At 62.4% G+C, this 23841-nt stretch carries 27 protein-coding genes and 1 riboswitch; of the genes, 16 read left to right on the forward strand and 11 right to left on the reverse strand.

Annotation, left to right across the window (positions count from 1 at the left end; all coding sequences use genetic code 11):
• Window positions 1-12: 12 nt before the first annotated feature.
• Together B9A15_RS06605 and B9A15_RS06610 are read right to left on the reverse strand one after the other, a co-directional pair.
• The gene (locus B9A15_RS06605) at window positions 13-276 is read right to left on the reverse strand and encodes an SMc00767 family acetate metabolism repressor (RefSeq protein ID WP_084409259.1); all 264 of its coding nucleotides are present in this window, start codon (window positions 274-276) and stop codon (window positions 13-15) included.
• 151 nt (window positions 277-427) lie between these two features.
• Complete coding sequence (locus B9A15_RS06610; RefSeq protein WP_084409260.1) at window positions 428-697, reverse strand: SMc00767 family acetate metabolism repressor; 270 nt, start codon at window positions 695-697, stop codon at window positions 428-430.
• Between the two features lie 498 nt (window positions 698-1195).
• Here B9A15_RS06610 and B9A15_RS23615 point away from each other — a divergent pair, with 498 nt between their 5' ends.
• From B9A15_RS23615 to B9A15_RS06645, 8 genes are all read left to right on the forward strand, one after another.
• Window positions 1196-1324: a hypothetical protein gene (locus B9A15_RS23615; RefSeq protein ID WP_273505034.1), complete on the forward strand. Its 129-nt coding sequence runs from the start codon at window positions 1196-1198 to the stop codon at window positions 1322-1324.
• 61 nt (window positions 1325-1385) lie between these two features.
• Window positions 1386-2816 carry a short-chain fatty acyl-CoA regulator family protein gene (locus B9A15_RS06615; protein ID WP_084409261.1) on the forward strand — a complete coding sequence of 477 codons (1431 nt, stop codon included), beginning with the start codon at window positions 1386-1388 and terminating at the stop codon, window positions 2814-2816.
• A 158-nt stretch (window positions 2817-2974) separates the two neighbouring features.
• On the forward strand, window positions 2975-3769 hold the full coding sequence (locus tag B9A15_RS06620) for an aspartyl/asparaginyl beta-hydroxylase domain-containing protein (RefSeq protein ID WP_084409262.1): 795 nt from the start codon (window positions 2975-2977) through the stop codon (window positions 3767-3769).
• Window positions 3770-3830: 61 nt separating this feature from the next.
• Window positions 3831-4442 (forward strand): DUF2937 family protein, encoded by a 612-nt coding sequence (locus tag B9A15_RS06625; RefSeq protein WP_084409263.1) that lies wholly within the window; start codon window positions 3831-3833, stop codon window positions 4440-4442.
• A riboswitch (TPP riboswitch) is annotated at window positions 4440-4568 on the forward strand. Its footprint overlaps the gene before it by 3 nt.
• A 75-nt stretch (window positions 4569-4643) precedes the next feature.
• Window positions 4644-5642, forward strand: a complete 999-nt coding sequence (locus tag B9A15_RS06630; protein ID WP_139798262.1) for an FAD-dependent oxidoreductase — start codon at window positions 4644-4646, stop codon at window positions 5640-5642.
• Window positions 5639-5836: a sulfur carrier protein ThiS gene (gene thiS / locus B9A15_RS06635; RefSeq protein ID WP_084409264.1), complete on the forward strand. Its 198-nt coding sequence runs from the start codon at window positions 5639-5641 to the stop codon at window positions 5834-5836. The genes B9A15_RS06630 and thiS overlap by 4 nt, the downstream gene beginning before the upstream one ends.
• A 17-nt stretch (window positions 5837-5853) precedes the next feature.
• The gene (locus B9A15_RS06640) at window positions 5854-6630 is read left to right on the forward strand and encodes a thiazole synthase (protein ID WP_084409265.1); all 777 of its coding nucleotides are present in this window, start codon (window positions 5854-5856) and stop codon (window positions 6628-6630) included.
• The gene (locus B9A15_RS06645; protein WP_084409266.1) at window positions 6630-7271 is read left to right on the forward strand and encodes a thiamine phosphate synthase; all 642 of its coding nucleotides are present in this window, start codon (window positions 6630-6632) and stop codon (window positions 7269-7271) included. Before B9A15_RS06640 ends, B9A15_RS06645 begins: the two co-directional genes overlap by 1 nt.
• A gap of 30 nt (window positions 7272-7301) precedes the next feature.
• Here the strand turns inward: B9A15_RS06645 and B9A15_RS06650 are convergent, their stop codons facing one another.
• Window positions 7302-8015: a DUF4336 domain-containing protein gene (locus B9A15_RS06650; RefSeq protein WP_084409267.1), complete on the reverse strand. Its 714-nt coding sequence runs from the start codon at window positions 8013-8015 to the stop codon at window positions 7302-7304.
• A 460-nt stretch (window positions 8016-8475) separates the two neighbouring features.
• Between B9A15_RS06650 and B9A15_RS06655 the strand changes: the two genes are divergently transcribed.
• On the forward strand, window positions 8476-8769 hold the full coding sequence (locus B9A15_RS06655) for a GNAT family N-acetyltransferase (RefSeq protein ID WP_170923194.1): 294 nt from the start codon (window positions 8476-8478) through the stop codon (window positions 8767-8769).
• A gap of 267 nt (window positions 8770-9036) precedes the next feature.
• Window positions 9037-9996, forward strand: coding sequence for a pirin family protein (locus B9A15_RS06660; RefSeq protein ID WP_084409269.1), 960 nt, complete (start codon window positions 9037-9039; stop codon window positions 9994-9996).
• A 130-nt stretch (window positions 9997-10126) separates the two neighbouring features.
• Here the strand turns inward: B9A15_RS06660 and fabI are convergent, their stop codons facing one another.
• From fabI to fabA, 3 genes are all read right to left on the reverse strand, one after another.
• Window positions 10127-10975, reverse strand: coding sequence for an enoyl-ACP reductase FabI (gene fabI / locus B9A15_RS06665; protein WP_084409270.1), 849 nt, complete (start codon window positions 10973-10975; stop codon window positions 10127-10129).
• A 128-nt stretch (window positions 10976-11103) separates the two neighbouring features.
• Window positions 11104-12318: a beta-ketoacyl-ACP synthase I gene (gene fabB, locus B9A15_RS06670; protein WP_084409271.1), complete on the reverse strand. Its 1215-nt coding sequence runs from the start codon at window positions 12316-12318 to the stop codon at window positions 11104-11106.
• Window positions 12319-12497: 179 nt separating this feature from the next.
• Window positions 12498-13019, reverse strand: coding sequence for a 3-hydroxyacyl-[acyl-carrier-protein] dehydratase FabA (gene fabA, locus B9A15_RS06675; protein ID WP_084409272.1), 522 nt, complete (start codon window positions 13017-13019; stop codon window positions 12498-12500).
• A gap of 133 nt (window positions 13020-13152) precedes the next feature.
• Here fabA and B9A15_RS06680 point away from each other — a divergent pair, with 133 nt between their 5' ends.
• Together B9A15_RS06680 and irrA are read left to right on the forward strand one after the other, a co-directional pair.
• Complete coding sequence (locus tag B9A15_RS06680; protein WP_139798244.1) at window positions 13153-13644, forward strand: hypothetical protein; 492 nt, start codon at window positions 13153-13155, stop codon at window positions 13642-13644.
• A gap of 187 nt (window positions 13645-13831) precedes the next feature.
• A complete protein-coding gene (gene irrA / locus B9A15_RS06685) occupies window positions 13832-14278 on the forward strand; it encodes an iron response transcriptional regulator IrrA (RefSeq protein ID WP_084409274.1) in 447 nt (148 codons plus the stop codon).
• 574 nt (window positions 14279-14852) lie between these two features.
• On the opposite strand, the gene B9A15_RS06690 is transcribed toward irrA, so the two are convergent.
• Window positions 14853-15407 (reverse strand): SH3 domain-containing protein, encoded by a 555-nt coding sequence (locus B9A15_RS06690; protein ID WP_084409275.1) that lies wholly within the window; start codon window positions 15405-15407, stop codon window positions 14853-14855.
• 217 nt (window positions 15408-15624) lie between these two features.
• Between B9A15_RS06690 and B9A15_RS06695 the strand changes: the two genes are divergently transcribed.
• Window positions 15625-16626, forward strand: coding sequence for a 2-hydroxyacid dehydrogenase (locus B9A15_RS06695; protein WP_084409276.1), 1002 nt, complete (start codon window positions 15625-15627; stop codon window positions 16624-16626).
• Between the two features lie 187 nt (window positions 16627-16813).
• Window positions 16814-18211 (forward strand): uracil-xanthine permease family protein, encoded by a 1398-nt coding sequence (locus B9A15_RS06700; RefSeq protein WP_084409277.1) that lies wholly within the window; start codon window positions 16814-16816, stop codon window positions 18209-18211.
• A 126-nt stretch (window positions 18212-18337) separates the two neighbouring features.
• Here the strand turns inward: B9A15_RS06700 and ppa are convergent, their stop codons facing one another.
• The 4 genes from ppa to B9A15_RS06720 all read right to left on the reverse strand — a co-directional run bounded on the left by ppa (window position 18338) and on the right by B9A15_RS06720 (window position 22046).
• Complete coding sequence (gene ppa / locus B9A15_RS06705) at window positions 18338-18874, reverse strand: inorganic diphosphatase (RefSeq protein ID WP_084409278.1); 537 nt, start codon at window positions 18872-18874, stop codon at window positions 18338-18340.
• A gap of 224 nt (window positions 18875-19098) precedes the next feature.
• Window positions 19099-19605: a GNAT family N-acetyltransferase gene (locus B9A15_RS06710; RefSeq protein ID WP_084409279.1), complete on the reverse strand. Its 507-nt coding sequence runs from the start codon at window positions 19603-19605 to the stop codon at window positions 19099-19101.
• 203 nt (window positions 19606-19808) lie between these two features.
• Window positions 19809-21044 carry a lytic murein transglycosylase gene (locus B9A15_RS06715; protein ID WP_084409280.1) on the reverse strand — a complete coding sequence of 412 codons (1236 nt, stop codon included), beginning with the start codon at window positions 21042-21044 and terminating at the stop codon, window positions 19809-19811.
• A gap of 225 nt (window positions 21045-21269) precedes the next feature.
• On the reverse strand, window positions 21270-22046 hold the full coding sequence (locus B9A15_RS06720) for a glycoside hydrolase family 25 protein (RefSeq protein ID WP_244556818.1): 777 nt from the start codon (window positions 22044-22046) through the stop codon (window positions 21270-21272).
• A 294-nt stretch (window positions 22047-22340) separates the two neighbouring features.
• On the opposite strand from B9A15_RS06720, the gene B9A15_RS06725 reads away from it, so the two are divergent.
• Both B9A15_RS06725 and B9A15_RS06730 read left to right on the forward strand, forming a co-directional pair.
• Complete coding sequence (locus tag B9A15_RS06725) at window positions 22341-23054, forward strand: J domain-containing protein (RefSeq protein ID WP_084409436.1); 714 nt, start codon at window positions 22341-22343, stop codon at window positions 23052-23054.
• Window positions 23051-23815, forward strand: a complete 765-nt coding sequence (locus B9A15_RS06730; RefSeq protein ID WP_244556819.1) for an N-acetylmuramoyl-L-alanine amidase — start codon at window positions 23051-23053, stop codon at window positions 23813-23815. The genes B9A15_RS06725 and B9A15_RS06730 overlap by 4 nt, the downstream gene beginning before the upstream one ends.
• Window positions 23816-23841 lie beyond the last annotated feature (26 nt).

The following is a 23841-nucleotide window of genomic DNA, read 5'->3' on the forward strand; positions in this document are numbered from 1 at the left end:
CGCTTCGAGCGGTCAGTCCGCGGTCTTGACGATCACCGGTACGAGGAGGTCGCCCCAATTTCCGTTGCCGGAGTGGTGGCGCGCGGAGCGCACGAGCTCCACGGAGACGCCGGCCTCGACAGCCTTCATCACCGACTGATTGAGGCGATGCAGGTCGTTCGCCAGCATGCGGATGGCCTGCTGCTGGCTGTCGTCCATCGCACTGGACTGCTCTTCGGCCCGCTCGCGCACGAGGGTGCGCGGCCGCTCGCCAGGCTGAGTCTGATTGTCGCTCATGTCGTATCTCCCGTGGAACGATGGACCCGTTCTGGCCTGTCCGCTTTTGACGTGCAAGGCATGTGTCGATGTGTCGGACGGGGTTGAGGTTGGCATCCCGACGAGGAGAGGGGATGCCGCCCGACACGGCTCGTTCCACCTCGACCGTCGATCAGCTCTCGCTTTTGAGGACCACGGGAATGAGCAGGTCGCCCCAATTGCCATTACCGGAATGATGGCGCGCCGAGCGCACGAGTTCGACCGAAACGCCGGCCTCGACTGCCCGCATCACGGCTTGGTTCAGCCGGTGCAGGTCGTTGGCGAGCATGCGAATCGCCGTCTGCTGACTTTCCTCCATGGCTGAGGACTGTTCCTCGGCGCGCTCGCGAACCCTTGTGCGTGGGCGCTGCTGCTCGTCCTTGATGTCGATGACTGCGCTCATGGTCCATCTCCCTTTGTCGTCTATTCGACCGAATTGGCCGTTTCGCGCTCTCGTTTCGGCGCGCTGCCCGATAGTCTGTAAAAATCGGTCATCACGCTTTAAGCGATTCATTCGCTCTTTCTTGCCGGCGACGCTCGTCTTCACTGTCGCCTTCAATTTGAAAGCCCTGCATGTGAGGAGTTTGCACCTTATTGCGCCTGCGAACAGGGCAGGCGGAGGCTAAGTGCCGCGAATTCGGGTCAGCTTGTGGCGGGATTGACAAAACGGGGCGGTCAAGTTGTAAAAGCTGTCAAAAGCTGTGCCCTGTCCGCACCGTCCTTGAGATGGGAGGGTGGCGGTAGGGTTACTGAAATGCAACAGGATGGCGCGGTCTTTCATGTCTCTGAAATCTTGGTCAAAAACCCGCCGGAAAGCATATCCATTTGCACATTTGCAACGGAGTTTTCGTAGTCTCCTGGTAGACGTCCTCCGAAACGTGTCCAATTGGGAATTGGGACCATGCTCGCCATCCTCATGCGCCTCGCGGAACAGGCTGCGGCCTTCCTCAGTCCGACCTATCATCCCGAGCGCCACTATATGCGTGGACCGGGGCCGGCATGCGCCAAGCGCCAGAAGCTGGTTGCCTGATTCCCTGATTCTCAAGCCCTACCAGGGATCGCGCATCGCTCGGCGGAGCGCGGTCTGAGCCATGGCGGAGAACAAGATCTTCGCCGGTCCTCGCATCCGGCGCATCCGCAATTCTCTCGGCCTGACCCAGACGGCGATGGCCGAGGCCCTCGGCATTTCGCCCTCCTACCTCAATCTCATCGAGCGCAATCAGCGGCCGCTGACCGTTCAGCTGATCCTGAAATTGTCCGAGACCTATGAGGTCGATGCCGGTGATCTGCAGGGCGGGCGCGGTGAGGTCTTCAATGAATTGAAGGCGATGTTCTCCGACCCTCTCTTGGCCGGAGAGCTTCCCGGCGAGCAGGAACTCGCCGAGATCACGGACGCGGCGCCGAATGTCTCGGCCGGCGTCCTGAAACTCTATCGCGCCTATCGCGAGCAGCAGACGCGCCTCTCCGATCTTTCCGCCTTGCTTGCGCGGGAGGGCCACGCAACGGCAATCGCCGGAACGCGGCTCCCGATCGACGAGGTCCACGAAGTCTTTGAAACCCGTCCGAACTTCTTCGCCGAGATCGAAACGGCGGCGGAAGCCTTCCACGGCGCACTCGGCGTCACGACCGGCGATGATCTGTCGGCCGCGCTAAAGGGCTGGCTTCGCCGCGAACGCGAGATCAGCGTGCGCGTCCTGCCGGTCGCGACCATGCCCAACTGGCGTCGCCGCTTCGACCGCCATTCCGGCCGGCTGTTTCTCTCCGAGCGTTTGTCCCACGCCGATCGGCAGCGCGAAATTGCCATGGAGGTCGCCCGCTACGCACTCTCCGAGGTGATCGAGGCCGAAGGGAAGACCTTCAGCTTCTCCTCGAACGAGGCTCAGCGCCTCGCACGCTTCGAGCTCATGCGTTATGCCGCCCACTCGCTGGTGATGCCTTACGGCCTCTTTCATCAGGCGGCCCAGCGCCTTGCCTATGACGTCGACATTCTGGCGAGCCGGTTTCAGGTCTCCTTCGAACAGGCGGCCAATCGCCTGACGACGCTTCAGCGGTCCGGTGCTCCGGGCCTGCCATTCTTTATGCTGGAGGTCGACAATGCCGGCAATCGCTTCCGCCGGGGCGGCGCGCGCGGCTTTCCCGTCCAGCGATTCGGCGGGGAGTGTCCCAAGCTGCCGATCCATGCGGCCTTCGCCCAGCCGGGTCAGGTGATCGTCGAGGCCGCCGAAATGCCGGACGGCACCGCTTTCCTGCTGGTCGCGCGCACGCTGGAGGGGCTGAGGGCTGGCTTCGAAGACCGCCCGCGACGCACCGCCATTCTGATCGGCTGCGATCTTCAGCTCAAAGACGAAACCATATACGGACGCCATCTCGTCGCCGCCGGGCGCGCCCATTCCACGCCCATCGGCCCGTCCTGCCGCTTGTGCGAACGCCAGGGATGTCTCGCGCGCGCCGAACCGCCGCTCACCCGTCCTTTGGGGCTCGACGAAATGGCCACCGGCCTTTCCGCGTTTGACTTCCAGTGAGTGGCGCATCAAATCGACCCCATGGGCCTCAAGGCCATGTGATGAGACCAAAGCATGGGCTTCGATAGGCAACTTCGTGACGGTTCGATGAACCTTTCCATCGAGCGTTCGTTCCGGCAGACCGGATAGACGTTTGCGGTAACCAGAGTAGAGACGACATGAGCAAGACGGCAGCCGAACAGAAGTTCAAGACCAAAGGTCTCGAAGATACGATGAGCCGCGATGGGTTCGTGGCGCGTGCCGTTCAGGGCTTGGTCGATCGGGCTGAGAGGCTCAATCTTAAGCATTCCGCCGTCGGCAATCCGCCGGTCTTTCCGACCGACGCCTTTCCCTGGGCCCGCGAGGTCGAGGCCGAATGGCATCTCATTCGTCAGGAACTCGACAAGCTCCTGGTGCGCAAGGGCGATCTACCGGCCTTCCATGAGATTTCGTCCGAGGTCCGCTCGATCTCTTCGGACAACAATTGGAAGACGTTCTTCCTCTGCGGCTACGGGATCAAGTCCGAAAGCGCGATCGAGCAATGTCCCGAGACTTGGCGCATCCTCCAGAAGATCCCGGGCCTGAAATCGGCGATGTTCTCCATCTTCGAGCCGGGCAAGCATCTGCCGCCCCATCGCGGACCCTATAACGGCGTGCTGCGCTTCCATCTTGGCCTTCTCGTGCCCAATGAGCCGGACAAGATCGGCATTCGGGTCGACGATCAGACCTGCCATTGGGAAGAGGGCAAGGCGCTGATCTTCGACGATGCCTATGAGCACGAGGCCTGGAACCATTCGGACAAGGTTCGCGTCGTCTTGTTCGTTGACTTCGAAAAGCCGTTGAACTTTCCCGCTAAACAGACGAACAAGGCCATACTCAACATGGCGATGTTCACGCCCTTCATTCGCGAAGGCTATAAGGCCCATAAGAAATGGGAAAAGATGTTCTATGGCGAGGGCACGAAGCACCGCTGACCTTGCGAGACGGCCCGCATATGCCTCGATGCGGGCCAAAGGCTGAGGCGGGGCGGCGCCCATGATCGGCGCCGTTGCGAGCCGTCTCTTGGCGGCGCTTGCGCTGACCGGTGTCGCCAGCCAGTCTCTCGAATTCACTCAGCAATATCTTCAGCGCCTGGGCGGCGCAGCGGATGCGCTGGGCGAGGTTGTCGAGCGGTTCGACGAACAGGCTAGGGCTGGCGGCCTCGAACGCGGCGAGGCCATCGACCGCCTGACCCGCAATCCGGACGATTTCGTTGCCGGTCAGGGCCGGCAGATGGGGCAAACGATCGCGGAAGCCGAGGCAGTCGAGGCGCGCTATATCCAATTACGCGAAACGGCGCCGATCCTGCGCCCCGTCGTCTTTCTACAAAATCCCGATTGGGACATCGCGGAACGCGCGTTCGAAGATTATCGGCCGGCCCTTCCCGTCACCATGGACGGGGTCGTCCTGACATTGATCGGCTTTGCCTTGGGCTGGATGTTCGGCTCGATGGGCCACGGCGCCGTTCGTCTCGACAAGAAGCGACGCGAGAAGCGGCGTCTCAAGCGGCTGGAAGCGCTGAAGCGGCCGGTCGCCGATGCGAGCGACGAGAAGCGGCCTGTTGCAGAGCCCATTGACACTCGGGGTGCCTCGCACGACATCTTGTAGCGAACCAAGGGGAGCCCCGGCAGGGGGCTGAGAGGCGGACAGGCTGGCATCAAGCCCGGCGGCGACCGCGACCCTCATGAACCTGATCCGGGTTATGCCGGCGGAGGGATGGATGAACGTCTCAGATCACGCTTTGTGCGCCTTTTCCTATTTTCATGGATCGCGAGGTCAGCGTTCGGCGCTGGAGCCGTCGTCATGGCTTTGAGCATCGCCATTCTCGGCGCCGGTGTCACGGGCCTCGTCGCCGCGACGCGTTTTGCCGAAGCAGGCTACGCCGTTACAGTCTATGAGAGAGCGGAGACCTTGGGCGTCGGCGCGGCTTCTTGGCTGGCGGGTGGTATGCTAGCGCCATTTTGCGAAGCCGAAAGCGCCGAGGATTCGATCGTCGAACCCGGGCTTTCCGGAATCGAGTGGTGGGACGCGCAGGCGATCGACTTGAAGCGCAAGGGAACGCTGGTCCTCGCCCCTTGGCGTGATCAGGCGGATTTGAAGCGCTTTGCCCGACGTACCAGGGATCACGAGCGGTTGGATGGCCCAGGGATCGCCGCGCTCGAACCCGATCTATCGGGCCGCTTTTCCGAAGCTTTGTTCTTTGCCCGTGAGGGCCATCTCGATCCGCGCATGGCGCTCGATCGACTGGCCGCGCGGCTGATGACCGTTAAGAGCGGCGAGGCGCCCCTTCTTCGCTTCGGCATGGCGGTTGAGCCTGCCACGGTGTCTGCCGATGTCGTCCTTGACTGCCGGGGCGCGGCCTTGAGCGATGAGGAGCCGGATTTGCGTCTTGTGCGGGGCGAGATGCTCATTCTCAAGACCGACGAGCTCACGCTGTCGCGGCCCATTCGCCTGCTTCATCCGCGCAGCCCGATCTATGTCGTGCCAAGGGGCGAGAGTCTCTTCATGGTAGGCGCCACCATGGTCGAAAGCGCCGATCGGCGCGGACCCACCTTGCGGGGGATCGCCGAACTTCTGAATGCGGCCTATGCGCTCCATCCGGCCTTTGCGGAGGCCGAACTCATCGAGACCGGAGCGGGGCTGCGCCCGGCCTATCCCGACAATCTGCCGAGGGCGCGTCGATCCGGCCGTGTGATCCGCCTCAACGGTATGTATCGCCACGGCTTTCTGCTCGCGCCGAGCCTTGCGGAAGAAGCGCTCAATATCGCGAAAGCCTTTGAGACAACGAACTGGAGGCAAGCCTCATGAAGCTGATCGTCAATGGCGAAGCGACACCTTCCGAGGCGGGCGATCTCGCGGCGCTCCTCCGCGAACTCGACCTAGCCGACGCTGTCGTCGCGACGGCACTGAATGGCAATTTCGTGCCGAAGGGCGAGCGGGGTCTCGCTGCGCTTGGGGAGGGCGATCGGGTGGAGATCGTCGCTCCGATGAAGGGCGGCTGAGGCCAAGGATCGATCATATGAAGATTTACGGCCAGACCTTTGCCTCGCGTCTGATGCTTGGAACGTCGCTCTATCCCTCGCCGAAAATCATGACTGAAGCCATCAAGGCGTCTGGTGCTTCGATCGTCACGGTATCGCTGCGCCGAGAATCCGGCGTCGAGCGTGCCGGGCAGGGTTTTTGGACGCTGATCCGCGAACTCGGCCTCACCGTTCTGCCCAACACCGCAGGCTGTCATAGCGTGAAGGAAGCGGTCACGACGGCTCATATGGCGCGTGAGGTCTTTGGGACGAATTGGATCAAGCTTGAAGTCGTGCGCGATGCTGAGACGCTGCAGCCGGAGGTCTACGGCCTGGTCGAGGCTGCCCGCATTCTGATCGCGGAGGGATTCAAGGTCCTGCCCTATACGGTGGAGGACCTGTCCGTCGCCGACAAGCTTGTGGAGGCGGGTTGCCAGGTGCTGATGCCGTGGGGGGCGCCGATCGGCTCGGGGCTCGGCCTCAACAATCGCTATGGGCTCAAGCAGATGCGAGCCCATTTTCCGCAGCAGACATTGATCGTCGATGCGGGGCTCGGACTCCCCTCTCACGCGGTCGCCGCGATGGAGCTCGGCTTCGACGGCGTGCTTCTCAACACGGCTGTCGCCAAAGCCGGCGATCCGGTGGTCATGGCGAAGGGTTTTGCCCTCGCGCTCGAAGCGGGGCGCCTTGCCTATGAGGCCGATCCGATGGAGGCGCGGGACATGGCCGCTCCTTCGACGCCGATGCTTGGGCAGGCTAGCCTCGGAGGGCTCTGATGACACCGACCGCTACGCCGGGGCTCCAACGGTCCCTGCCGCCCGATCTCGATCGCTTCTATCTTATCGTCGACGATGCCGACATGGCCGAAAGGCTTGTGCCTATGGGCGTCAAGCTTGTGCAATTGCGGGCCAAGGACATGGAAGAGGGGCGTCTGCGCGAGGAGATTCGCCGTGCGAAACGCCTCTGCGAGGCCCATGGCTGCACGCTCGTCGTCAACGATTATTGGCGCCTCGCGATCGAGGAAGATTGCGCCTATGTGCATCTCGGCCAGGAAGACCTGATAACGGCCGATGTCTCCGCGATCCGCCGGGCCGGATTGAAGCTAGGCCTCTCAACCCACGATCACGCGGAACTCGAGACCGCGCTCGCCGCTGAGCCGGACTATATTGCCTTGGGTCCGATTTGGGAGACCAAGCTAAAGGCGATGAAATGGGCACCGCAGACAGTGGCGCGCATCGAGGAGTGGAAGCGGCTCATCGGCCGGATTCCGCTGGTGGCGATCGGCGGGATCACCGTCGAGCGCCTGCCGGCTGTTTTTGCGGCTGGCGCGGACATCGCGGCGGTTGTTACCGACGTGACCCGCGCGGAAGACCCGGAAGCGCGTTGCCGGACGTGGTTTTCAGCCACGCGAACTTGATGGCCTAATTCACAAAGCTGCTTCCTGCGATCAAGCCTCGAGCCATTGGAAGGCCGCGCGTAGATAGGCGTCTCCACCCTCGGCTTGCCAGCGCCCATGCGCCATGACGACCCTCTGCGCCTTCCAGCCAAAGAGTTTTCTCGCAGCTTCGCGCGCCGGCGCGCGGCGAAGAAAGGACAGGCGCATTTCCAGCGGCGCGTGCGGATCATGATCGGTGATTCCGCCGATCCGCGCCAGCCAGCGCTGCCAACTGGACCAATGTGTGTGGAGAAAGTCGTCGTCAAAGGCTTCGATCAGATCACCGATGACAGCCGTTTTCGAGGCGTGATGAAAGAAGACCACCTCGTCGAAGATCGGCGAGCCGTGAAAATGCGCCTGATCGATTTCCCCGGCCCAATCCTTGGGCGGCGTGTCGGTCAAAATTCCCTCGAATCGCAGATCGTCACGCTTGTCGGCGACCGATTGCGGACCCCATAGCCTCGCTGAGGGATAGGCGGCTTTCCAGTCAGCGAGATAAAGATGATGAAGACGATTTGGGCTGACCAGATGGCGGACGGGTCCGAGCGCATCGATTTCGCCTCGTAGCGCCGGATCGATCGCGATCGGTGACCATATCCACAGGGTCCCGTCGTGAAGTCGAAGGACGACGGATCGTGTCGGATAGGGCGCGCCATAAAAGGAAACGAGTTCGCCTTCCGAAATCCAGATTCCTTCGCCGATCGAGGTGAGGCGTGCGTTGTCCATTGCGATATCATCTTCCAAAATCGTGGAGCGGTCTGGTTGCGATAAGCAACCATCTATGGCGCAAATGCGTCGCTGTCAGATGGAGAAGCCCTGTACCAAAGGCCATGCCGCGTCGTGCACCCATTGAGGCCAAGGCCGGCGGAGACTTGAAGGCACGGCTTTTGGACGCCCCAGCGGGGCGAGCGAACGCCCGAACCTCCTCTTCGAGCCGCCCACCGGAGCGCGGAGCATCCCTTAGAGCAGCCTTTTCGCTGGGCCTCATGCCGTCCGACCGGACATCGTTACGTGATTCGCAAAAACGATGCGGCAGGTCGATTCCCGTATTGGAAACGACGCCGAGCGACGCGGCGGCGCTGGGCGTTTCCATTCGGGCTTCGCTCTTGGAGAAAAAATCCCCTTAGACTTCGACTGATCAGGGCCATATAGTTCAGGCGTGAAAGAAATGAGGAGGCCTCGACCCATGGACGACGTGACGATCAATCGCCGCGGGACCGGTTCCGATATCGTCTATACCGCATCGAGAAACGGGTTGCTCGACGAAGCAGTGCTGCATGTCGAGGAGACAACCGACGGAAAACTGATCGCCGATCACACTTATGTCCCCGGGCCGCTGCGCGGCCAGGGGATTGCCAAGCGCCTCGTCGCAAGGCTTGTTGAGGATGCACGCAAAGCCGGTCTGAAGATCGTGCCCATTTGCCGGTTCGTGCGTGATGAGAAGCAGAAACATCCCGAATGGGGTGATCTCTTTGTCTGATCGACTGTCCTTTCGGTCCCGTCGCAAGATCCGCCTCGACGATGTCGCAGGCCGAGCCGTTCGCTTCCCGTCCAGAAAGAGACGCGCAATGTTGCCGGCCGCCCGATGAGGCGACGGGATGCCACTTCTCTCGCTACGTAAAGGTCGGCGCCCAATGACGGTTCGTTGACGTTTCGTCACTTGCCTTCGGGCCGCCGAGGGGATCAATCTGCCAGAACCGACGAGCGGACGGCGATGATCTTAGCTCCGCCGAGAAAAGGATGTGTCATGACCTGGGCTCCCTGTCCCGATCCCATCCCTGGCGAGGCAGAAAGCGTGGATGCCATCGAAATGGTCATCGTGCCTCGCGCCGTCGATTTGGGCGAGATGGAGGTGCGGCGGGCTTTGCCGTCGCTGAAGCGACAGATGGTCGGGCCATTCATCTTCTTCGACGAAATGGGCCCCGCGGAATTTCTGACCGATCAGGGTATCGATGTTCGGCCCCATCCCCATATCAATCTGGCGACTGTGACCTTTCTTCTGGAAGGTCAGATCATCCACAAGGATTCGCTTGGGAGCGATATCGCGATCGAACCGGGCGCCGTCAATTGGATGCGGGCCGGCAAAGGCATCGTCCATTCCGAGCGCACCGCGCCGGACAAGAAAGCGAGCGGCCAACGTCTTTTCGGGCTCCAGACCTGGGTCGCCTTGCCGGAACAGCTCGAAGAGAGCGATCCCGCCTTCATCCACCATGGCGCGGACGAGCTTCCCGTCGTCGATCTCGGTGGCGGATCGGCCCGGATCATAGCCGGGACGTCCTTCGGGGCCAGATCACCCCTCGAAACGGCCTCCGAGACGCTTCATGTCGACGTCATCTTGCCGGAAGGCGCTCGCGTGCCGATCGAGGTGGGCGTCGAAGAGCGAGCCATCTACACATTATCGGGTACCATCGAGATCGCCGGCCAAAGCTTTGAGCGCGGACAGCTTCTCATCCTGCGGCCCGGAGATGCGCTGACCGTGACGGCCCGGAGTGACGCCCGTTTCCTCCTCTTCGGTGGAGAGCCAATGGAGGGTCCGCGCTATATCTGGTGGAACTTCGTCTCGTCGCGCAAAGAGCGGATCGAACAGGCCAAGGAGGAATGGCGCCGAGGACGTTTCGAGACCGTGCCCGGAGACGAGGCGCATTTCATTCCGCTGCCCGAGACCATCGGCAAGCCGCGTCTGGCCACCGGTCGATCGCACGCCTGAGGTCGGGTGAGTAAGGCACCTAGAGTGAACGCGATCGAGTTGGGTCGCATGCTCACTCTAACCTCTTGTTTGTCGTAAGCCGTGATCCAAAAAGTCGATCAACCTTTTGGCGTCTTACTCTAACGGCGCCTCACTTCACTTCCGCGTCCTCGTCCGGCCCCTCGACGATCGCCTTGTGATGCTCCTGCTTCTTCAACTCTTCGAGCGAGGGCATCGACATGATGTTGTAGCCAGAATCCACGTAGTGAATCTCGCCGGTGACGCCGTTCGAAAGGTCCGACATCAGATAGATGGCGGCGCCACCCACCTGATCGATCGTCGTGTTTCGGCGTAGGGGCGAGTTGTGCCGCTGATAGTTGAACATCAGCCGCGCGTCGGAAACACCGGCGCCGGCCAATGTGCGCACCGGCCCCGCCGAGACGGCGTTGACGCGAATATTGCGCGGGCCGTAATCGGCGGCGAGATAGCGGACGGAAGCCTCGAGCGCTGCCTTCGCAACGCCCATCACATTGTAGTTCGGCATCACCCGCACCGAACCGCCATAGGTCATGGTCAACATCGAACCGCCGTGATTCATCAATTCGGCGGCGCGTTTGGCGATCTCGGTGAAGGAGAAGCAGGAGATCACCATGGTGCGCACGAAGTTCTCACGCGACGTATCGGCGTAGAGCCCCTTCAACTCACTCTTGTCGGAAAAGGCGATGGCGTGGATGACGAAGTCGAGACCGCCCCATTCCTGGCGGATCGTCTCGAAGGCGGTATCGACCGTGGTGACATCCTCGACATCGCAGGGCAGGAGAAGCTTTGCGCCGATCTCTTCGCCGAGAGGTTTGACCCGGCGGCCGAAGGCATCGCCCTGATAAGTGAGGGCGATCTCCGCACCCTCGCCAGCAAGCGCCTTCGCCGCGCCCCATGCGATCGAGTTGCGGTTCGCGACACCCATGACGAGCCCGCGTTTGCCTTTCATCAAGTCCGGCATTCTGCCCCCTTCGATCGCCTAGCCCAGCTGTTCGGGCTCGATCGATTATCGTTCGTCTGCACCGCGCTCAGGCCTGCCAAGGCGCGGGCGTTCATGCCGGCGCACCGCGCGCAGGCTGTGCGACCGCCCTATTCGACCCTCTGGAAGACCAGGCAGGCATTGGTGCCGCCAAATCCGAAAGAGTTCGAGAGAATTCGGTTCAAGGTCACGCCGTCCTTGCGCTCGCGCTGGATCGGCAGACCCTCGAATTCGGGATCCAATTCGTTGATATGCGCGCTCTTGGCGATGAAGTTCTCCTTCATCATCAAAAGCGAATAGATCGCCTCATGGACGCCCGTCGCACCCTGGCTATGGCCGGTCAGCGCCTTCGTTCCCGAAATCGGCGGTATCTGATCGCCGAAGACCTCGCGGATTGCCGAGGCCTCGGACTTGTCGCCCACCGGCGTCGCCGTTGCATGGGGGTTGATGTAGTCGATCGGGCCCTCGAGCCCTTGGAGCGCCATTTTCATGCAGCGCACCGCACCTTCGCCGGAGGGGGCGACCATGTCGGCGCCATCCGAAGTCGCGCCATAGCCGACGATCTCCGCCACGATATTGGCGCCGCGCGCTTTCGCCCGCTCGTAATCTTCCAAGACCAGAACACCCGCGCCGCCGGCGATGACGAAGCCGTCGCGTGCCGCGTCATAGGGCCGTGAGGCTTCGGACGGGCGATCGTTGAAGTCCGACGACAGCGCGCCCATCGCGTCGAACAGCACCGACAGTGTCCAGTGCAGATCCTCGCAGCCACCGGCGAACATGAGGTCCTGCTTGCCATAGGCGATCGTCTCGAAGGCGTTGCCGATGCAATGGCTCGAGGTCGAGCAGGCCGAAGAGATCGAATAGTTGACGCCCTTGATCTTGAACCAAGTGGCAAGTGTCGCGGAGGCCGTCGAGGACATCGCCTTGGGAACGGCCGTTGGTCCGATCCGCTTCGGACCCTTTTCGCGGGTCGTCTCGGCGGCGTTGACGATGGTGATCGTCGACGCACCGCCCGATCCCATGATGATGCCGGTCCGCTCATTGGAGACGTCGGAGGGCGACAGGCCGGCCTCGGCGATCGCCTGTTCCATGGCGACATGGTTCCACGCCGTGCCACCGCCGTGAAAGCGCAAAGCGCGGCGATCGAGCACGTCGGCTGGGTTCAATGTCGGTTTGCCATGGACATGGCTACGGAAGCCAAGCTCCTTGTATTCCTCCGAAAAGCTGATGCCCGAGCGTGCATCTTTCAAAGATTGCACGACCTCGCCGACATCGTTGCCGATCGGCGAGACGATCCCCATGCCGGTGACGACGACGCGTCTCATCCTAGCGCACCTCATGCTTTGGCTCTCACGACCGCCCCTGCGGGTCTCGCAAGGGAGTCATAGAGCGCGGCGTCCATTCTGCGAGCCACGACCTTCAACAGGGCCGAGCGCGTGATCTCATTCAAGCGAGACGTTTCGAGCCGCCATGGGTCTCGCAACGCCTTAAACTCGTTCTTTGCCTATCCGGCGGGTTCGGCGTCCTTGAACAGACCCACCCGCATGTCGTTCGCCCGGTAGATGACCTCGCCATCGGCCTTCATCCAGCCATTGGCGATTCCAAGCTTCAGCTTGGAGCGCATGACGCGTTTGAAATCGACGCCATATTCCAAGAGCTTGATGTTCGGCGTGACCTGACCGGTGAACTTCACCTCGCCGACGCCGAGCGCGCGTCCGCGACCGGGCTCGCCCAGCCAGCCGAGAAAGAAGCCGGTGAGCTGCCAGAGCGCATCGAGGCCGAGGCAACCCGGCATCACGGGATCGCCTTTGAAATGGCATTCGAAGAACCAAAGGTCGGGGCGCACGTCGAGCTCGGCCTTGATCGAGCCCTTGCCGGCCTCGCCGCCATCCTCCAAAACTTCGGTGATTCGATCGAACATCAGCATGGGCGGCAGCGGCAGCTGCGCGTTGCCCGGTCCGAACAGATCACCCCGCCCGCAGGCGATGAGGTCGTCATAATCGTAGGAGTTCTTGCGCGTCGTCATGAACCGTTCGTATCCGCCCCGTAATCCAGTCGGCTTCTTTCGAGCCTTCGTTTCGTTGATTGCGCCTTATCATGCCAATCGCGGCCGTGGAAACCGGGCGGATCGCCGATCGCGCGTCGTTCGTCGTAAGGATGTGGCGATCTCGGCCCCCGAGACCAGCCCCGATCTGAAGTGCATCGGTCAAATGCAAGGTCTGTTCACCCTGGTTTTGTCGATTTGCGCCGTCATGATTGGCGCCACGCCCGGCCACGCGCAGGTCTGGCGCCAGAACGGGACGGTCGCGGGGCTTTATGTGGATGGGGCGCCGAATGGGCTGTTCCTGCGATGCGCAGGCCGGAGCGTGACGGTCAACTTTTCCGGTTTCACGGCGCGTCTGCCGGAGAAGATGACCTACCGCGTCGGCGTCTCGGTGGATGGGCTGGCGAGAATTTTGCCGACGACGAGTTATCGGCTGCGCGGAAGCAGCGTGCTGGTCCACCAAAGCGATATCGACACGATCAGGCCGTTGATCGAGGATTTGCGACGCGGAAAGTCCGTCGAAGTGACGACGCCGGCCGGACGCTACGACGTGCCGCTGAAGGGGTCGGCCGCCGCCCTCGATGGTCTCGTTCGAGGTTGCAGCTGATCGTTGGAAGGGGATTCGACGCGGCCGGTGTGTTGCGTCTTCCGCAACCGCCACAGGAATCAGGGGGTGACGCACGCTCCTATTTGTGATCTTGAGCGTCCTATATTATGTAGGAAGCCGATGGGTGCGCGCGCTTTCAAGCGCTGAGCATCCCAATGCAATGGATACCGATAGGCGATCAGAGGCAATGAACACCCAAGGGCGGCACCACTCCTTCTGTGTCTTCGAACGTCTGCGCTCCGCCGGCTTGCGGCCGACGCGCCAGCGCGTGGCGCTGTGCAATCTGATGTTCGGTAAAGGCGACCGCCATCTCTCGGCCGAGGAGCTTCACGCCGAAGCCCAGTCCGCTGGTGAGCCCGTCTCCCTTGCGACGGTGTATAACACTCTGCACCAGTTCACCGATGCCGGCCTCGTTCGCCCGCTTTCGGCCGAGGGTCACCGGACCTATTTCGACACCAACACGTCAGACCATCATCATTTCTTCTTCGAGGACGATGGCGAAATGGTCGATATTCCGGACGGGACTCTGGAACTCGGCCGCTTGCCGTCGCCGCCCGAGGGGATGGAGATCGTCAATGTGGATGTCGTGGTGCGTCTTCGGAAGAAGTCGGTCGTCGCGGACGCGGCCGAGTAATCATATTAGACGATTCGGTTTTGACTGAGTGTGACAAGGGCGGCTGCTTCGGCAGGCCGCCTTTTTTTGTTTTGGTGCCGGTAGCGCTCGTTTCGCGATCGGTCGGCTGAAAATGGTCTTTCGCGCTAAATCATTTATCGAGTTGGCGCCGGCGGCAAGCGACACGGGCAAGTGGGATGCCAGCGATGGTGGTGTCACTTACGCATCCATACCGGTCGTCATCCTCGGCCCGTCAGGGCCGGGGACCCACGCCAAGCCCTGGATGCTGCATCAACTGTCGCCGAAGGGTCGGCGCACATCCTCGAAGGAAGGACGGCATCGAAGTGACCGGCATGGGTCCCCGTGGCTGCGCCACGAGGATGACGACGTGTCGACGCATACGCACTTTTGTGCGACAGCGGACGGGGCGACCAGCCGAGGTCATGCGCGCTTGGTACAAAAGCTCGTGGCAGAAGCCATTCTTGTCATTCAGCGACGAACGAATGTCTCGCTTAGCTGAACCCGTCCATTGGGACATGCCGATCAATCGCCACTTTTGCGGAGGCGAGACGACCTTCGCGAAAAGCCAGTTATCCTACTCGAAGCTCTCGTCGGGATAGACGCCCCAAATTTCCGTCTGTCGCACATAGCCGTCGCGATTGGAGATCATGACTTCGCACCAGCCGGCTTCGCAGCGCTCCACATTCGAGACGACGCCCGGCTCCATGCGTGCCACCAATGGCGCGTCCAGGGCAGGCTTTGCATAAACGTCCACATAGGCCGCCTTGCCCTTCAGCCAGGGCGCGGCAATCGCCGTGCGCGAGCCCGACAGAAGCGAATGATAGACCCAGCCCTCGGTGCCGTCCGAATCGCGGATGCGGCGCCAGTGATCATATTCCTGGATGATCTCCACCGGCAGTCCAGCCTTGAGATAGAGCCAGTTGACCTTGTTGTCCCGGCTCGGGCCGTTGCGCACGTTCACGCGCGCCGATTTCAGGCTCACATAGCGTGGCAGGGGAAGCTTCGAATAGCGTCCGAGCTCGCTCGCCTCGGCGGGCGAGGGTGAGAAGGCCATAAGCGGCGCGCCGGTCGTGACGAGAAGCGCCGCCACTGGCAGGATCGTCGCGAGGCGACGGGCCAATCGCGTCATCTGAGCCATCGGACAAATACGCTGAACCATAAAAACTCCGAATGTCGTCCTTTGGGTCGAAATCCTCCGGCAGAGGCGGTCGAGCCATTCGCCCTTGAAGCGACCGACATGGCGGAAACGCTTTGTTTTGCGCGCTCTGCCTTGCTAGGGAGGCCCTCTGACAGAAGGACCCATGATCGCCGATCTGGGTTAACAACGTCTTGAAGGATCCGAAGCGATGACAGAGCGCGGCAAGCCGCTCGTGATCATCACGCGCAAGCTGCCCGAGGCAGTCGAGGCGCGGATGGCGGAGCTTTTCACGGTGCGGCTGAATGCCGACGACCGGCCGATGACCCAGGCCGAACTGGTGGCGGCCGTGCGCGAGGCCGACGTATTGGTGCCGACCGTGACGGACCGGATCGATCGCGGCGTCATCGAACAGGCCGGCGAAAAGCTGAAGCTCATCGCCAATTACGGCAACGGCATCGACAATATCGACATCGCCGCCGCCCATGCCAAAGGTCTCCACGTCACCAACACGCCCAATGTCCTCAACGAGGACACGGCCGATATGACCATGGCGCTGATTCTCGCCACGCCGCGCCGGCTGGTGGAAGGCGCCAATCGGCTGCGCGAAGCGGAGGTTTGGGAAGGCTGGTCGCCGCGCTGGATGCTCGGCCGTCGCATCTGGGGCAAGAAGCTTGGCATTGTCGGGATGGGGCGCATCGGCACGGCGGTGGCGCGCCGCGCCAAGGCTTTTGGCCTGGAAATTCACTACCACAACCGGCGCCGCGTCGATCCCCAGACGGAAGCCGCGCTCGAGGCCAATTACTGGCAGAGCCTCGACCAGATGCTCGCCCGCATGGACATCATCTCGGTCAACTGCCCCTCGACGCCGGCAACGTTCCATCTTCTTTCGGCGCGCCGCCTCGCCCTCGTTCAGCCTCATGCCTTCATCGTCAACACCTCGCGCGGCGAGGTCATCGACGAGAAGGCCATGGTGACGTTGATCGAGGAGGAGCGCCTCGCCGGCGCCGGCCTCGATGTCTTCGAGGAGCAGCCCTCCGGCAATCGCAAGCTCATGCGTCTCGCCGCCGCCGGTAAGGTCGTACTCCTGCCGCATATGGGTTCGGCGACGATCGAGGGGCGGATCGACATGGGCGAGAAGGTCATCATCAACATCCGCACGCTGATGGACGGCCACCGGCCGCCGGATCGGATATTGCCGACGCGCGTGTGATCCTCGTCAGGCCCGCATCTGCTCCTACCGATTGGTCATATACGGGGTTCGGGATCGCTCAAGCCGAACCTTCGCTCTATCGCCCACGCCAAGACGCCTCGAAAAGCTTGGCACGAAACCTGCTCCGGTGACACAGTACCGAATTCTTTCAAGAGTCGGGGGCGGTTTTGGCGATTGGAGACGCGAAATGAGCGAAAAACAGGCAGCACCTTTGGGCAGTCTCATCTATGGCCTCGATGACACACCGCCGCCGGGGCCGGCGCTGCTTGCCGCCTTTCAGCATATCCTGGCCTCGATCGTCGGCATCGTGACGCCGAGCCTCGTCATTGGCGGTGTGCTGGGGCTCGGCTCGGAGGTGCCTTATCTCATCGCCATGTCGCTCTTCGTCTCCGGCGTTGCGACCTTCATCCAATGCCGGCGGATTGGGCCGGTTGGCTCCGGTCTCCTCTCGCTTCAGGGAACGAGCTTCGCCTTTCTCGGCGCCATTCTGGCTGCGGGCTTTGCCGTAAAAGGGCAGGGCGGCACGCCCGAGGATATCCTCGCAATGATCTTCGGCCTCTGCCTCGTCGGCTGTCTGGTCGAGATCGTGCTCTCCCAGTTCATCGACAAGCTCGGCCGCATCATCACGCCGACGGTCACGGGTATCGTCATCACCATCATCGGTCTGTCGCTGGTGAAGGTCGGCTTTACGGATTTCGCAGGAGGAGCAACGGCCGGCGATACGCTCGGCGCGCCGCTCAATCTCCTCCTCGGCTTCATTGTCGTTGCGACGATCCTCGCCTTCTCCTTCCACGCCAATCCGATGATCCGCATTTCCGCGATCATGCTCGGCCTAGTCGTCGGCTTCGTCGTCGCCGCGATTCTCGGCGCGGTGGATTTCTCCCGCTTCGGGTCCGGGCCGATCTTCGCGCTCCCCATTCCTTTCCGTTATGGGATCGATTTCGACATTGCGATCTTCCTGCCGATCGCCTTCATCTATTTGATCACCGCGATCGAGACGACGGGCGACCTGACGGCCAATTCGGTTATTTCCGGCCAGCCGGTTAAAGGGCCGCTCTATCTGTCGCGCATCAAGGGTGGCGTCTTGGCCGACGGCATCAATTCGGGCCTCGCGGCGATCTTCAACACCTTTCCCAACACGACCTTTTCCCAGAACAACGGCGTCATTCAGATGACGGGGGTCGCCAGCCGTCATGTGGGCCTCTATGTGGCGGTAATCCTGGTCGTCATGGGATTTCTGCCGATCATCGGTAACGTCTTCCTGCTCATTCCGAAACCCGTTCTGGGCGGCGCGACGCTCGTCCTGTTCGGCACGATCGCGGTGGCTGGTATCCGCATCCTGGCCACCCAGGAGATCGACCGGCGCAAGGCCTATATCATGGCCGTCTCCTTCGGCCTCGGCCTCGGCGTGACGCTCGTCCCTGATGCGACCCAGCAGCTTCCCGATTTCGTCCGCCAGGTCTTTGCCACTCCCATCACCCTGTCGGGTCTCACCGCGATCATCCTGTCCCTGATCCTGCCGGAAGAGGCGAGCGAGACGGCCGCGGTCGATCTTGCGGGCGAGCAGGCCGAGCCGGCGGAGTAGGGCTTGAAAGAGTTCCTTGCGAAACAAAGAAAGGCGGCGCAGGCCCTCAAGGGATGCGCCGCCTTCGTGTCATTCAAATGCCGGAGGCGTTGATCGCCGGCCGTTAAGGGCCGTCTGCTATCAGCCCTACGCCTTCTCGGCCTCATAGCGCTCGATCGCCTCGACGATGAGCTGCTTGGCCTTGTCGGTCCCGCTCCAGCTGTCGATCTTCACCCATTTGCCGGGTTCGAGATCCTTGTAGTGTGTGAAGAAGTGCTCGACCTGCTTGAGCGTGATCTCCGGCAGATCGGTATAGGTCTGGACGTTCTCGTACCGCCGCGTGAGCTTCGTCAGGGGCACGGCGATGATCTTCTCGTCGATGCCGCCATCGTCTTCCATCACCAGAACGCCGATCGGACGAACGCCGATGACGCAGCCGGGAAAGAGCGGCCTCGTATTGAGGATGAGCACGTCGATCGGGTCGCCGTCGTCCGACAGCGTGTGGGGCACGAAGCCGTAATTCCCCGGATAGGTCATCGGGGTATAGAGGAAGCGGTCGACGAACAGGGCGCCGGAGTCCTTGTCCATCTCGTATTTGATCGGCTGTCCGCCGATCGGCACCTCGATGATGACATTGACGTCTTCGGGCGGGTTCTTCCCGCGAGGAATGGCCTCGATGCGCATGGGCTGGTCCCTTTTTCGGAGTGTCCGTTTGCGCCGCAGCAGGGGCGCGGTGACCGCGTGCTTACCGGCTGGGGCGAAGGTGTCAATCTCGTCCTTGGGCGCAAAGGGGAGCGGCGTGGCTCGAGAGCGGATCGGGCCATGAGAGGCAATGGCCCGAAGCGCTTGCGCTTTTTTGGGCGCGGCCGGCTGCGCGAGAGAACGCTAGCCCGCCAGTGAGCGTGTCGTCAGGACCAGAGAAACGCAATTTTGGCGAGTTCCTGCCCGTCGAAAGTCTCGCGCCCCTCGGCAAGATCCTTGCCGCCCATGGCGTGATAGAAGGCCATAGCGCGATGATTGTCGGCGAGCGCCCAGACGACGAGCCCCTCCGAGCCGTCGCGGCTCAGGATCTCACGCGCGGCCTTGAACAATCGCCCGCCGAAGCCGATACCCTGAAAGCTCGGCTCCAGGTAGAGTTCGTATATCTCGCTCTCCACATCGAGCGCTCGGGTGCGGTTTCGCCCGAGGGTCGCATAGCCGATGACCTGACCGGCATATTCGCAGACGAGGATGCCGGCGCCCGCCTTCAGCGTCCTGGTCCACCAGCCGGCATGGCGGCGGCGGATCATGGCGTCCAGAGCGCGATAAGGCACGATGCCGGCATAGGCTTCGCGCCAAGCCTCGGCATGGACACGCGCCAGGCAGTCGGCGTCCGTCGTTTCGGCGAATCGGATATCGGCGGTGATCGTCGTCATGGGCTCTGTGCCGGCTCGGTGATCTTCGATTCTTGAGAAATCTATACCAAGAATTAACCAAGGTGAGAGGGCGGGGGAAAATTTTCGCTGTCCTGCTCGATTGTGGACGCCTTCCATGCTTTCGGCCCGGAGCCGATTTCGCATGATGTCGGCGATTGATCGGGTGACGCGCCAAATGGCGGGACGCTCAGTTCACCAAGCGCTCACAGTCGATCGAGAAGGGCTTGGGTGGGCCAGCCATCGGCTGGCATTCCGAGGCGCTGTTGCTCCTTGCGCACCGCCGTGCGGGTCGCCTCGCCGACAATGCCGTCCGCACCGCCTGTATCATGGCCGAGTTCGGCAAGGCGCCGTTGCAGCGCCTTGGTCGCCTCGACATCCAACCCTGGCGCGGGGTCGCCCATATCGACAGGCTCGGCACCGGCGAGCCGAGTGGCGAAATAGGCCGCGGTGAGCGAATAGACCAGCGACTTGTTCCAGGACAGATAGATGTCGAAATTCGGATAGGTCAGGAAAGCCGGTCCCTCGCGTCCCATGGGCAGGATCAAGGCTGCCGGCGTCTCGTCGGAGGGGAGCGCCGAGCCGTCGGCTTTCGTGACGCCAAGGGCCGCGAAATCGGCGCGAGGCTCCTTGTTGGCGAGCGCTGCGCGCTTCCAGGGGAAATCGTCCGGCACGCGAACGGCTTCAAGCCAAGGCTCGCCGCGCCGCCAGCCGAGGGACTGAATGTATTTGCCCGTGGTGACGAGGACGTCGGCCGTATCGCGCAAGAGATCGACGCGGCCGTTGCCGTCGCCATCGGAGCCGAAGGCGACATATTCTTCCGGTAGAAGCTGGGTCTGACCGAGTTCGCCCGCCCAGGCGCCCACCATCTCCTTCGGCCGCAGATAGTCCCGGTCGACGATCTCGATAGCCGCGAGAAGATGCGGGAGGAACAGCTCCGGGCGTCGGCAATCATGGGCAAGCGTCGCTAGCGCGGCCAGCGTGTCGAAATTGCCGAGAACCGCGCCGTAGTCGGTTTCAAGGCCCCAGAAACTCGCAATCACGGGGCCCGGAACGCCGGTTTCCACTTCGACCTTGTCGAAGGTTGCGGCGTTCTCTGCGAGCTTGGCGCGGCCTTCCTTCAGCCGATAGGCATTGATCATGCGGGACGCGAATTGGCGCCAGTCCTGCGCGAAGACCCCTTGGGCCCGGTCGCGTTCGAGAACGCGGCTGTCGATGCGCATCTCCGCTATCGAGGACTGAACGGCAGCCGGCGACATGCCGCGCGCCAGGGCCTCGGCTTTCACGCCTTCAACGAATGCGGCAAAATCGCCACCGCAGGCCGGCTTGGTCTCGCTGGTCGGGGCTGGTGCGAGCTTTTGAGCCAGCAGCGGCCCCGGAGAAAGCAGCGCCAAGGCGCTAGAGAGGATCAAACTGGCTGACCGGTTAGCGCGAGAGCACATTGCGGCGCGGGCCTGCTGGCGCGCGCGCCCTCTGGTTGCTCCTGAACGGATTCCCATCATCTCTCTCGCAGCCCGCATCGAACCCGTTCCTAGCGACAGCTCGGTGGCGGTGAGGCGCATGAGATGCGTCGAGACCGGCTCCGGGCGACAGCCTGACGATCCGCCCCGCTCAAAGGCGTGGACGGATCGAACCGAAGCGCCCGGTGCGCCAATTCGCGGGCCGGGTCAACTCCCTTGATGGTGCTTCAGCCACGCTGCCCAATCGGAACGCGAGCCCGCGAAGGCGTTCTTGTCCACCCCGCCGCTAATGCCGGGAACCGTGCCTTTTTCCGTATATTGCCAGAAGCGGAACGCCCTGTTCTCATAGACATTGTCGGGATGATCGGCGACCGCGCGGGCCCAGACCTCGTGGCGCGGAAAGGCGCCGACCATGCGGTCGCGATGGACGTCGATCGGGATGTAGAGGATGGGGCGCTGGCCGTAATGGGCTTCCAGCTTGTCCGCCATCGCGGTCACTTCGCGGATGAGATCCTCGCGAGCCGGACGCTTGGTGCAGGTGGGCGAGAAGGGCGTCCATTCCACGTCGATGACCGGGGGCAGGGCGCTACGATCCTTTGGCACGTTGCGGATGAACCAGGCGGCCTGCTCGATCCCAGGGCGGCAATGATACCAGAAATGATAGGCGCCGCGAGGCACGCCCGCGGCTTTTGCCGCTCGCCAATTGTCGTTGAATTTTTCGTCGAGCCGGTCGCCGCCCTCGGTCGCCTTGAGATAGGCGAAGGCAATGCCGCCATCACGCACGGCGTCCCAATCGATCTCGCCCTGATATTTGGAGACGTCGATCCCATGGACCGGAAAGTCGGACGGCTTGTGTCCTGCGAATTGGCCGAGCTCGAGATGGGGATAGGCAAGCTCGGTCAGGCCCAGCGATTTCGCGTCGAGCGAACTCGACTGGCAACCACCAAGCATGAGGCCCGCCGCGCCGACGCACAGGGCGATCAAGCCTTTCCACCCCAGCCGGCGATTCGCACCGGTGCTCTGTCCGCCAAGGCGTCGAGGCGCCTGCGTCTCTTCAATCATCATATCCCCCTCGGGTCCCCTAGGGTCAGTCTCGCTCTGAAAGCGGCGGAATTATTGCAAAGGTCGATATTGCCCGATCTGTCTCGCCCCGAGCTGACGGAACCCGGATGCATCGGCCATTCTTCAAGGAGCTGGGTATCGATCGCTTCGCCGATGTTGCATGAGCGAAACGGCTCGCCGATAATGGCGGGCGGACACAAGCGGGCCGGTTCGGCGATGGGTATTTTAACAAATCTCGGCGTTCTTTTGCAGACGCTCGGCGCCAGCGGCAGGGCCACGCTCGAAGGCCTGGTGGAGGCGTTGAAATCGGCCGTCGTGGGCGATCGCGAGACCCGGCGCCGCGTGGCCTTTTCCGTCGCGATCATCGCGCTGTCGGCCAAGATGGCCAAGGCCGACGGCATCGTTAGCCCTGAAGAGGTCGCCGCGTTTCGCGAGATTCTGGATATTCCGCCGGAAGAGTTGCGCAACGTCTTTCGGCTTTACGACATCGCGAAGCAGGATACGGCTGGCTATCAGGCCTATGCCCAGCGTCTGCGCGGCTTTTGCACCTGCGAGGACGGACAGTGCCGCCTGCTGGAGGACGTCCTCGACGGCCTGTTCCACATCGCCAAGGCCGATGGACTCATCCATGAGAGCGAAATCGAATTTCTGGCCGGCGTCGCCACGAGCTTCGGGCTCGACGAGGCTGCCTTCGAGCGCATCCGCGTGCGCCATGTCCATGGCCCGGACGACCCCTATGCCGTGCTGGGTCTCGACCCCGACGCGCCGCCAGCCGAGACGCGCAAACGCTATCTGACGCTCGTGCGCGAAAACCATCCCGATCGGCTCGCCTCTCGCGGCGTGCCGGACGAGTTCATGTTCATAGCGACCGAGCGCATGAAGGCGATCAACGCCGCCTATAGTCAGATTTCAGGCAAGAGCGCCGCGTGACGCCCGATACCGACCTTCCTTGCGACATCCTCCGTTCGCCGAACCACAATGAGCGGGTGGGCGTGGCGCGTCCAGACATTCTCCTGCTGCACTATACGGGCATGGGAACGGCGGAGCAGGCGCTGGAGCGCCTGACATCGCCTGAAGCGGAAGTCTCTAGCCATTATCTCGTCCATGAGGATGGTCGGATCGTGCAGATGGTGGCGGAGGAGCGGCGAGCCTGGCACGCCGGACGCGGATCATGGCGCGGCAAAGGCGACATCAATTCCCGTTCGATTGGCATCGAGATCGTCAATGGCGGCCATGTCGCCGGCCTGCCGCCCTATTCCGACACTCAGATCGAGGCCGTGATCGCGCTTTGCCGGGATTGCGTGACGCGCCATGGGATCGAGCCCCACCGCGTGCTTGCCCATTCCGACATCGCGCCCGATCGCAAGGAAGACCCGGGCGAGCACTTCCCATGGGACCGGCTTTTCTTCGCCGGTGTCGGTCATATGGTCCGCCCTTCGCCGATTCGTGGCGGGCGGTTCCTCTCCATTGGCGATGAGGGTGCGCCGGTCGAGGCCTATCGCCAGCTTCTAGCCGCCTATGGCTACGGCATCGAGTCCGGCGGGCGCTTCGACGAGGCGACGCGCCTTGCGACGATCGCCTTTCAGCGTCATTTCCGGCCTGAACGCGTGGATGGTGTCGCCGACGTCTCGACGGTCGAGACGCTGCATCGATTGCTCTCGGCCTTGCCGCGCTCGCCCTTCGAGATGTGAGCCAATAGGTCTTTTTCGCGGCGATC

Source organism: Fulvimarina manganoxydans (assembly GCF_900176465.1).
GTDB lineage: Bacteria > Pseudomonadota > Alphaproteobacteria > Rhizobiales > Rhizobiaceae > Fulvimarina > Fulvimarina manganoxydans.

Bases quoted from the DNA above. Each gene is read 5' to 3' on its own strand.
- ppa (WP_084409278.1), bottom strand. From the start codon at position 18,874: ATGCGCATCGAGGCCATTCCTCGCGGGAAGAACCCGCCCGAAGACGTC.
- B9A15_RS06620 (WP_084409262.1), top strand. From the start codon at position 2,975: ATGAGCAAGACGGCAGCCGAACAGAAGTTCAAGACCAAAGGTCTCGAA.
- fabI (WP_084409270.1), bottom strand. From the start codon at position 10,975: ATGCCGGACTTGATGAAAGGCAAACGCGGGCTCGTCATGGGTGTCGCG.
- thiS (WP_084409264.1), top strand. From the start codon at position 5,639: ATGAAGCTGATCGTCAATGGCGAAGCGACACCTTCCGAGGCGGGCGAT.
- B9A15_RS06625 (WP_084409263.1), top strand. From the start codon at position 3,831: ATGATCGGCGCCGTTGCGAGCCGTCTCTTGGCGGCGCTTGCGCTGACC.
- B9A15_RS06615 (WP_084409261.1), top strand. From the start codon at position 1,386: ATGGCGGAGAACAAGATCTTCGCCGGTCCTCGCATCCGGCGCATCCGC.
- fabA (WP_084409272.1), bottom strand. From the start codon at position 13,019: ATGACGACGCGCAAGAACTCCTACGATTATGACGACCTCATCGCCTGC.
- B9A15_RS06640 (WP_084409265.1), top strand. From the start codon at position 5,854: ATGAAGATTTACGGCCAGACCTTTGCCTCGCGTCTGATGCTTGGAACG.
- fabB (WP_084409271.1), bottom strand. From the start codon at position 12,318: ATGAGACGCGTCGTCGTCACCGGCATGGGGATCGTCTCGCCGATCGGC.
- B9A15_RS06695 (WP_084409276.1), top strand. From the start codon at position 15,625: ATGACAGAGCGCGGCAAGCCGCTCGTGATCATCACGCGCAAGCTGCCC.
- B9A15_RS06710 (WP_084409279.1), bottom strand. From the start codon at position 19,605: ATGACGACGATCACCGCCGATATCCGATTCGCCGAAACGACGGACGCC.
- B9A15_RS06715 (WP_084409280.1), bottom strand. From the start codon at position 21,044: ATGTGCTCTCGCGCTAACCGGTCAGCCAGTTTGATCCTCTCTAGCGCC.
- B9A15_RS06610 (WP_084409260.1), bottom strand. From the start codon at position 697: ATGAGCGCAGTCATCGACATCAAGGACGAGCAGCAGCGCCCACGCACA.
- B9A15_RS23615 (WP_273505034.1), top strand. From the start codon at position 1,196: ATGCTCGCCATCCTCATGCGCCTCGCGGAACAGGCTGCGGCCTTCCTC.
- B9A15_RS06650 (WP_084409267.1), bottom strand. From the start codon at position 8,015: ATGGACAACGCACGCCTCACCTCGATCGGCGAAGGAATCTGGATTTCG.
- irrA (WP_084409274.1), top strand. From the start codon at position 13,832: ATGAACACCCAAGGGCGGCACCACTCCTTCTGTGTCTTCGAACGTCTG.
- B9A15_RS06690 (WP_084409275.1), bottom strand. From the start codon at position 15,407: ATGACGCGATTGGCCCGTCGCCTCGCGACGATCCTGCCAGTGGCGGCG.
- B9A15_RS06700 (WP_084409277.1), top strand. From the start codon at position 16,814: ATGAGCGAAAAACAGGCAGCACCTTTGGGCAGTCTCATCTATGGCCTC.
- B9A15_RS06655 (WP_170923194.1), top strand. From the start codon at position 8,476: ATGGACGACGTGACGATCAATCGCCGCGGGACCGGTTCCGATATCGTC.
- B9A15_RS06605 (WP_084409259.1), bottom strand. From the start codon at position 276: ATGAGCGACAATCAGACTCAGCCTGGCGAGCGGCCGCGCACCCTCGTG.
- B9A15_RS06645 (WP_084409266.1), top strand. From the start codon at position 6,630: ATGACACCGACCGCTACGCCGGGGCTCCAACGGTCCCTGCCGCCCGAT.
- B9A15_RS06725 (WP_084409436.1), top strand. From the start codon at position 22,341: ATGGGTATTTTAACAAATCTCGGCGTTCTTTTGCAGACGCTCGGCGCC.
- B9A15_RS06660 (WP_084409269.1), top strand. From the start codon at position 9,037: ATGACCTGGGCTCCCTGTCCCGATCCCATCCCTGGCGAGGCAGAAAGC.